An 8,326-nucleotide genomic window follows, 5' to 3' on the forward strand; every position below is an offset into this window, starting at 1 on the left:
TTGCACTTTACTCTCGATCGCACGCTCTCTTAACCCAGCCCACGTAATATGCGCTCGATATATTCAGCAAGCCCTACATAAAATAGCAAAATCAACATCTGGATATCAGAGGAGATTTGAGATTGTGAAAGTCTGCCGGAAAACATTGTGAGAAATTTCACTGAGTTTTGCAACAATTACAAGTCTTTTGGACTTCTAGAGCTATTGTGTAAAAAGTGTATTTTCAGGAGACTCAACTACTATGGGTTGGTTTAAAAGACTGTTCGGACTCGAAAAGCCTGCACCCCAGGCTGAACCGATGGCACAAGTAGTACAGCAAGCAGCACAAGCGCAATCCATCGCTCCTGCTAAAGTCGGCCCAGACGGAAATTTTGACGAAAGTGGCTTAGCGAAGCGGGTTGCTTTAGCTTTTGACGCCGATGCAGAAGTTGCTGATATCGAGACTGTTTATGTAGCTCAGCTCAGCAGCACGGTTGTTCTCAAAGGTCAAGTTCCTAGTCAGGAAATTCTCGACAAGTTGGTGGCGATCGCCTCTGCTGAAGAAGGTGCCACAAACGTGCAAACCGATCAGGTGACAGTCGGCTAGTTCTTGGGAACCGAAGCAGTCTCGCTCCGGGTGCTGCTCAAATTAGCCAAAAACTCGATTAAACCCGCTGCGGCGGGTTTTTTGTTGCCGTCCCCCCCCTCAAAATATTAATTATTGTAAATAAAATTGATTTATCTCAAAAAACAGTATAATTGAATACAGAAACTAAAAAAGTTTTAGCAAAGAAAACCAACCCTGACCTGACTGCCCTTTTTATCTCCATAAATATAAGGATCAAAAAATATGAAACTGACTTATCGCGGTTCAAACTACGAGTACGACATTCCGACAGTTGATATGATCGAAGGCGAAGTCGCGGGCAAATATCGGGGCCAAAACTGGAACTATCGGTATCCGAGACACATTCCCAACCCCAAAAAATACGGTGGCACAAACAATACCAAAAAGCGAGATGCTCAAGCTGGCGATCGGGATGTCGCAGCAGCTCGCGCCTCAGCGAGGGGGGAATATTACCCAACAGTTGTGGAAGTGGCGCAAGTGCATCAAGCGAATATTTGCAATATTCTCGATCGTAGAAAGGAAGCAGCCAAAGCCAAGGGCGATGAAACACTGCTGCGCTTGCTAGAAATTGAGTCGAGACACATGGTGTGTTAGAGAAAAAGCTTCCGAAAACAAAGCGTTTGTCAAGAGGGGGAAATCAACAGCGGCTTGATTTCCCCCCTCTTCCCATAAAGCAATTTTCAGGTAAGTGAAGTACAAATAAACCAGTTTCTGTCACCCCTTCACGCAAACCACCTGCTTCAGCGTCGCCACAACTTCCACCAAATCCGACTGCTGACTCATCACCTCATCAATCGGCTTATAAGCCCCCGGAATTTCATCTAAAAATTGCTCATCTTTCCGGCACTCAACCCCCTCAGTCTGCCGCACCAAATCATCGAGAGTGAATACATTTTTAGCTTGAGTGCGAGACATCAACCGCCCCGCACCGTGACTGCAACTACAGTAGCTTTCAGCATTTCCCTTCCCTTTAACAATGAAAGATTTCGCCCCCATCGAACCAGGAATAATCCCGTAATCCTCAACATCTGCGCGCACAGCACCCTTGCGAGTCACATACACATCTTCGCCAAAATGCACCTCTTTTTCCGCGTAATTGTGGTGGCAATTCACCTCTAATAACGGCTTAACAGATTTGCCTCCCGCGACGTGCTTTTCCACAATTCGCTTAAACCGATTCATCATTACATCGCGATTAAAACGAGCATAATCTTGCGCCCACTGCAAATCGTGCCAGTAAGCGGCAAACTCCCGCGTACCCGCTACAAAATAAGCCAAATCTTTGTCAGCCAGATTAATTTCTGCCAGTTTCGCTAAATCTTTAGCAGTCTCGATGTGCTGCTGTGCGAGCAAATTTCCAATGCCGCGAGAACCGGAATGCAGCATCAGCCAAACAAAGTTTTCTGTATCAACGCAAACCTCAATAAAATGATTGCCGCCGCCGAGGGAACCCATTTGTTTTAAGGCTTTATTATTTTGGTGCTGGACGCCTTGATGAAGTTGCTTAAACTCACCCCATCCCTGCCAGTTGGTGACAGTTTTTTCTACTTCCTTGTTTTCCGCAAATCCCACGGGAATTGCGGCTTCGATATCGAGGCGAATTTGTTTGAGTTTGCCTTCTAATTTGTTAGCGGTGAAAGGCATTTTAATAGCAGCCATCCCGCAACCAATATCAACTCCGACAGCAGCCGGAATAATTGCTTCTTTTGTGGCAATTACGGAACCGACTAAAGCACCTTTTCCTAAATGTACATCGGGCATTAGTGCGACGTGTTTGAATACAAATGGCAAAGATGCTACGTTTGCGGTCATCTTGGTTTCTTTTTCGCCTAGGGCGTGATTTGCCCAAGATAGCACGGGTTTTGGGGTTGATATGTCTAATTTTTCGTAGGGCATTTTTGTTTAAGTTGGTTTTGCCAGTTTGTTATGTAGTATTATTGTAACATAGCAACGGATGTCAAAAACACTAATTCTTGTAGGGTGTGTCAGTCGGGAATTTCTTTTGGGAGTCATAAAATGTTTACTGACGCACCTTACCCACTAATGCTTGCCGCGTCAACTTCACATCAAATGCAGTAGCGGTATTGTTTGTAAGTCGGACAGTCCGACAGGGAATGAATTCCCTGTCTCATAGCGAAAGTCCTCTGAAAGAGGACTAAAATCGATCGCACTTCCCGTCAAAATCTACAGTCGGTTTTAACCGACTTGAGCTTTGAGGCAGGGGTTTAAACCCCTGCCGGATTGCGGGCCAGTGCGTAAAAAGCTGACGCTACATTTTACAAATTCGCATTCTTTCTCCCCGCCTTCTGCACAGGAATAGCAACTGTCTGCGGTTTCTTCTTCGCTGCAAACATCCCAAAGAAGTCGTGCAGCAAAATATAGAAACACGGAATAATAAACAGCGTCAGCAAAGTTGCCAGCGACAAACCGGAAAACACCACCACACCCAGTGGTTGCAAGAATTCCGAACCCTCTCCAATGCCCAAAGCTAGGGGAAATAAACCCAAAACTGTAGTAATAGTTGTCATCAAAATCGGCCGCAAGCGCTGAGGTGCCGCCCTGAGAATTGCTGTTGTGCGATCGACCTTTTCCTCTTCCAGAATTTGGTTCGCCAACTCGATCATAATGATGCCGTTATTCACCACAATTCCCACGAGCAAAATTGCACCGATCATCACCGTCGCACCGATCGCAGTTTTGGTCACATAAAGCCCAAATACTCCCGCCGCCAACGCCAGCGGCACTGTCAGCAAAATCACCAGCGGGTCAACCAGAGAATTGTACTGCACCGCCATCGCTACAAACACTAGAAAAGTCGCCAATCCCCCCAACAGCTTGAGAGAAGTTTGCAATTGTTCATTAGTTTCAGCAGCCGAACTCGGCAGAATTCTTACTCCGGGCGGCAACTTAAGTTCTGATAAAACTGCATCCACTTGCTGGACAGCATCGCCCAGACTTGCACCCTTATTCAAGTTTCCGACAACTAAGAAGACTTGCCGCTGATTGAGGCGCTGAATTTCTGCCGGCGCTTTGCCGATCGTAATATTGGCCACGTCGCTTAAACGGATGATGGTATTATTGCCGCCAGATAAGGGAATTTGCCCGAGTTGGGAAGTATTTTTTACAGAATTGCGATCGAACTGCACCCGCACATCTATTAATCGGTTTCCCCGCTGCAACTGAGTGGGAACAGCACCTTCAATTGCTGTCTGAATTGTCTCCCCAATATCTTGGGCTGTCAGCCCGTACACAGCGGCCTTTTCCCAGTCTGGACGAATTTGTACCTCTGACTGCGGCGCGTCTGCCTCCGGCCGAAACCGGGCTAATTTTACCTTCTCATCTAATTCTTTTAATATCTGACGGCCTGCTTCCTCCAATGATTCTTCAGTTTCCCCCTGAACCACGACATCAATTTCGCCACCCCGCACGGGAGAATTAGTTAAAACTAAACCCCTAATCGATTCTGGAACTAGCCGCAGACGAGTTCCTTTAGGAAGGTCAAGTTTTTTAAATTCCTCCGTCATTCTCTCCGTAAAATTGGTGGTATTCGTACCTGGTTTTAGCGTAATTGTGCTGCTTCCCCGGAGCAAATTTTCCACCGTATTGTTGCCGAAAAGCAGCCCCCCTGCTGTCGTTAAAGTGTAGTCTGTTTCTGGCTGTGCGAGCAGAAGTTTATCGGCTGCTGCAATCACTTTTTGATTGGTTTCCAAGTTAGTCCCCGGAGGAAACGAAGCAAATAATCTGGCTTGACTTGTATTAACTCTCGGCAAAATTTCTTGGGGAATTTGACCCGCCATCACCCAAGTGCCACCGCCTAAAATCACAAAAGCAAGTGCAATGATAATTAACCGCAAACTCAGAACTTTTGACAGCATCGAACCGTAAGCCCGCGTACCGTTCTCAAAGCCGCGGTTGAAATGTTTGATCGGCCCGAACTGACTGATATTGCTGGAATAAGACATTCCCATCAGGCGAGAAGTCAGCATCGGCACTACCGTTAAAGCTACTAGCAGAGATGCTGCTACTGCAAAGCTAATTGTCAAAATTAATTCGTTAAATAGCAGAGAAAAGAAGCCGCCGATCAGCAAAAATGGCAGCACTGATACTAAGTTGGCTGCTGTGGAAGCAACCATTGCTGATTCTACTTCTTCACTCCGCAATACTGACTCTTCTATCGTGCGTTCTTTTCGATATTTGATTCTGCCTTTTTTCAGATGAGGGTTGCTGTCTAGACCGACTACAATATTTTCTAAAATAACTACGCTGGTGTCGATCGCCTGACCGATTCCTAACGCTAAACCGCCTAAACTAAACAAGTTCAGGGACAAGCCGAACAGCCGCATTAAAATAATGGCTGCTAGAGTACACAGGGGAATAGTCAAAGAAATAATCAGGGTTTGTCGGAGGGAACCTAAAAAGAACAAAACTGCGATCGCAGCCAGCACTGCGCCTGAAACCCCCGCATTCGCCACATCCGCTAAGGAATTGCGGATAAATCGGGATTCGTCTAAGGTAGTAACTACGGTCATGTCTGCAGAAATTAAGCCGGACTCCTGCATTTCTTTGATGCGATTTTTAACTCCGTCTACAACAGTAATTGTGTTGGCGTCCGGCTGTTTTAAGATGCTAATTTTAACGGCAGGTTTTTGATTGAGAAAAACTTTGACTCGCTGTTCTTCCGTGCCGTCATTGACTTGAGCAAAATCGCGCAGGTAAACTCGTTTTGGCGGGTTGGAACCGGATACTTGAAAGGAAAGATTGGCAATTTCAGAGGCGGTTCTAAAGCGACCGATTGTGCGCGTCAGCGGTTCGTTAGATTCTTGCCGCAGCCGGCCGCCGGAAGTGTCTAAATTGCGCGAACGCAAAGCATTAAAAACGTCATTAAGATTAACTCCTAAACTTTGCAGCCGGTTCAGGTCAATATTAACTTGAATTTCTTCTTGAACGCCGCCGGAAACGTCAACGGAAGCTACTCCGGGAATAACGTTAATTTCCCTGGCTAATTCGTCATCGGCAAATACCCGCAAATCTACCCCTTGTCGCGAGTCTGAAGTCAGGGCAAATTCGTAAACCGGCTGTTGAGAAGGGTCAAATTTAAACAGATTCGGCGATTCAACTGTATCGGGAAGTCGGTTGCGGATGCGGTTGACGGAGGCTGTCGCGTCGTTGAGGGCTTGGTTGATGTCGCCTCCTGGTCTGAAGAATAAATCGACGCTGACTTGTCCTTCGCGAGTGCGGGAAAAAACTTGCGTGACTCCTTCTGTCGCTGAAAGTCCTTGTTCGAGGGGGCGGGTAATTTCGTCAACTGCAACTTCTGGCGAGATTCCGGGGGCGTCTAACCGCACGCTGATGCGGGGATAGGTGATGGAGGGCAGCAAGTCAACGGGCAGTTGGGTGATGTAGAAAATGCCCACGACTATAATCGCAAGTGTCAGCATGAGGGTGCCGATGTGGCGACGAATCGCGGTCGCGCTAATGCTGAATCCGGGTTTGTCGGGGGTCATTTGATTTTAGATTTTAGATTTTTGAATTGAAAAGTTTACCCAGTCAGCCAGCCTGCAAAGGAATGAATCGCGGGGCTGGCGACCAAATTGTTTTCGCTCAGGCTTTATTTTGTATAGGCAGTGAGAGAATATTTACGCTCTGCACCTGACAAGTAGTATAATAAATTTTAATAAATTGTCAAAAATGTTTTTTTGAATATTCCTTTAGAGGTAGTCGATCGCCCAAAATGCAGATTGGCAGAAATTGCGAGGGGATTTTGAATCTCTGTAAGTTATCGCCATCAGGAACAGGCATCTTGCCTGTTCCACAACAAATAAACTTTCTTGTGGAACAGGCATCTTGCCTGTTCCTAAAGTCTTCTTCCCTTTTCCCTCTTCCTTCTTCCTTCTTCCTTCTTCCTTCTTTTACTGTACTTGAGAGCCGTGGACGCGGGGGTCGGAGCTACTTGTTTTCACAGGCCCTGTGGGGGGAGTAAAATTAGAAACTTGACCGCCAGCTTGGGCGTGTGGCAGAGGTTTTCCTGCAATTAAAGCTTCTAAGTTAGCTTCCATAATACTGCGCGGCATTTCGCCCATCGTTTCAGCAACGGCGCTGCCTTTATCGTTCAAGTAGACAAAGTGCGGAATGCCGTCTACTCGATATTTGGTAATTTCTGGCAGCCATTTGTCATTGTCTACATTCAGCATCACAAAATTTAGCGGTTCGGCGTATTTCTGTTTAATTTCGCTCAAATCGTTAGCCATTGCCTGACAGCTACCGCACCAATTAGCATAAAATTCCATGAGTGTAGGTTTCCCATTTACCAAAGCTGTTTCTAATGGCGTTGAAGCTTTTGCCATGTCGGTGAGACTGCTTGACGGCGTTTGGGTTTGCAGCCCGAAGAAGATGGATATTGAAAGGGCGATCGCTGTTAACACGATCAATAAGTTTCTGAGGCGCGTGGCGACTTTTGTTTCGGGATTTTTGGCGACGGGGGCGACCGTTGACTTGGGCGAATTCTGGGTCATAAAATAAATTGCGCTTTGATTTCTATGTTTTTATTTTAAATAATAGATTCAGATTATAGCACATTTTGAGATAATCAGACCCATTTCATAAAAGTTTGTGCTAAAGGCAGTAATTAGATTAAGTGCGCTAAAACATAAGATAACAAAGATTGTTTGTAAATTACCGAGGACTTGCAGGGTGAAAAAACGGGTAACACTGACGTTTCCCCAACGATCGATCCAAATGCCTGTCACCTATCGACTGGCAAAGGATTTTAATGTTGCAGCCAACATTATCCGTGCTCAGGTAGCTCCGAATCAAGTGGGCAAACTGGTGCTAGAGTTATCAGGGGATATCGACCAACTAGAAGCGGCGATCGACTGGATGCGATCGCAAAATATCGGCGTTTCCCTAGCCAGTCGGGAAATACTCATAGACGAAGATAGCTGTGTTCACTGCGGTTTGTGTACGGGAGTTTGCCCGACGGAAGCCTTGACCCTTGACCCAGAAAGCTTTAAACTAAGTTTTGCTCGATCGCGGTGTATCGTTTGCGAGCAGTGCATCCCTACTTGTCCGGTGCAAGCTATTTCTACTAACCTCTAGAAACTGTACACACTCATCGGAAGCATCATCTTTTTTCCCTGGTTCTCCTAATTGTGCCATTGGATGAAAAAAAACTCTTGGGTTTCCCTAACTCTACTTTTTGTTACTTATTTCACTTTTGGCTGGAAATTATCAGAGTTTGATGTTCCCCCGCACCTGACTTGGTTTCTAGCCATAGCTTCAATTCTAGTGTTGGCGGCCGCCTTGTCGTTCCCGCTGAGAGACATAAAAGCATTAATCATGCGGTGGTTTTCGAGTGATATCGGTGCTTTTCTTTCTATTATTGTAGGAGCTTTTGTGGCAGTGGTAGTTTTTGCTTGGCTGCACCTTTTTGCTACTTGTTTACTCTTGATTTCAGCCGGAGCTTTGGCAAGACTCGATATTCAAATATCTGGTTGGAAGAATTGGCGGGCTTTTGCGGTATTAGCTACCATTTCTTTAACAGGTGTGGCGCTGGGGGGAGCGAGCGAGTTTTGGTTAAAAACAGGCAGGCTCGTATTCTCTTAATGAGGAACGGGAAATTCAACCAACCAAATTCTATAACTCGTAATACCAATTTTATGTGAAGTTGCATATAATAGAGAGATAGCTTTTATGGTGCGTTTATGAGTCGTAGTTTAAAAA

7 protein-coding genes are annotated in these 8,326 nt (G+C 45.9%); 4 read left to right on the forward strand and 3 right to left on the reverse strand.

Annotated elements, in window-relative coordinates; all coding sequences use genetic code 11:
• The first annotated feature begins 241 nt into the window (after positions 1 to 241).
• Together QUA34_RS29370 and QUA34_RS29375 are read left to right on the forward strand one after the other, a co-directional pair.
• On the forward strand, positions 242 to 586 hold the full coding sequence (locus QUA34_RS29370; RefSeq protein ID WP_333082559.1) for a BON domain-containing protein: 345 nt from the start codon (positions 242 to 244) through the stop codon (positions 584 to 586).
• A gap of 243 nt (positions 587 to 829) precedes the next feature.
• On the forward strand, positions 830 to 1,201 hold the full coding sequence (locus QUA34_RS29375) for a DUF4278 domain-containing protein (protein WP_333082558.1): 372 nt from the start codon (positions 830 to 832) through the stop codon (positions 1,199 to 1,201).
• Positions 1,202 to 1,321: 120 nt separating this feature from the next.
• Here the strand turns inward: QUA34_RS29375 and QUA34_RS29380 are convergent, their stop codons facing one another.
• The 3 genes from QUA34_RS29380 to QUA34_RS29390 form a co-directional block, all read right to left on the reverse strand.
• Entirely contained in the window at positions 1,322 to 2,503 is a 1,182-nt protein-coding gene (locus QUA34_RS29380) for an RtcB family protein (protein ID WP_333326631.1), read from the reverse strand.
• Positions 2,504 to 2,883: 380 nt separating this feature from the next.
• On the reverse strand, positions 2,884 to 6,111 hold the full coding sequence (locus QUA34_RS29385) for an efflux RND transporter permease subunit (protein ID WP_333390986.1): 3,228 nt from the start codon (positions 6,109 to 6,111) through the stop codon (positions 2,884 to 2,886).
• A 405-nt stretch (positions 6,112 to 6,516) separates the two neighbouring features.
• Positions 6,517 to 7,119 (reverse strand): thioredoxin family protein, encoded by a 603-nt coding sequence (locus tag QUA34_RS29390; RefSeq protein ID WP_333082553.1) that lies wholly within the window; start codon positions 7,117 to 7,119, stop codon positions 6,517 to 6,519.
• A gap of 178 nt (positions 7,120 to 7,297) precedes the next feature.
• Between QUA34_RS29390 and QUA34_RS29395 the strand changes: the two genes are divergently transcribed.
• Positions 7,298 to 7,702, forward strand: a complete 405-nt coding sequence (locus QUA34_RS29395; RefSeq protein WP_333390989.1) for an NIL domain-containing protein — start codon at positions 7,298 to 7,300, stop codon at positions 7,700 to 7,702.
• A 63-nt stretch (positions 7,703 to 7,765) separates the two neighbouring features.
• Entirely contained in the window at positions 7,766 to 8,209 is a 444-nt protein-coding gene (locus QUA34_RS29400; RefSeq protein WP_333326636.1) for a hypothetical protein, read from the forward strand.
• Positions 8,210 to 8,326: the final 117 nt, after the last annotated feature.

The sequence above is a fragment of the Microcoleus sp. POL10_C6 genome (assembly GCF_036701585.1).
GTDB lineage: Bacteria > Cyanobacteriota > Cyanobacteriia > Cyanobacteriales > Microcoleaceae > Microcoleus.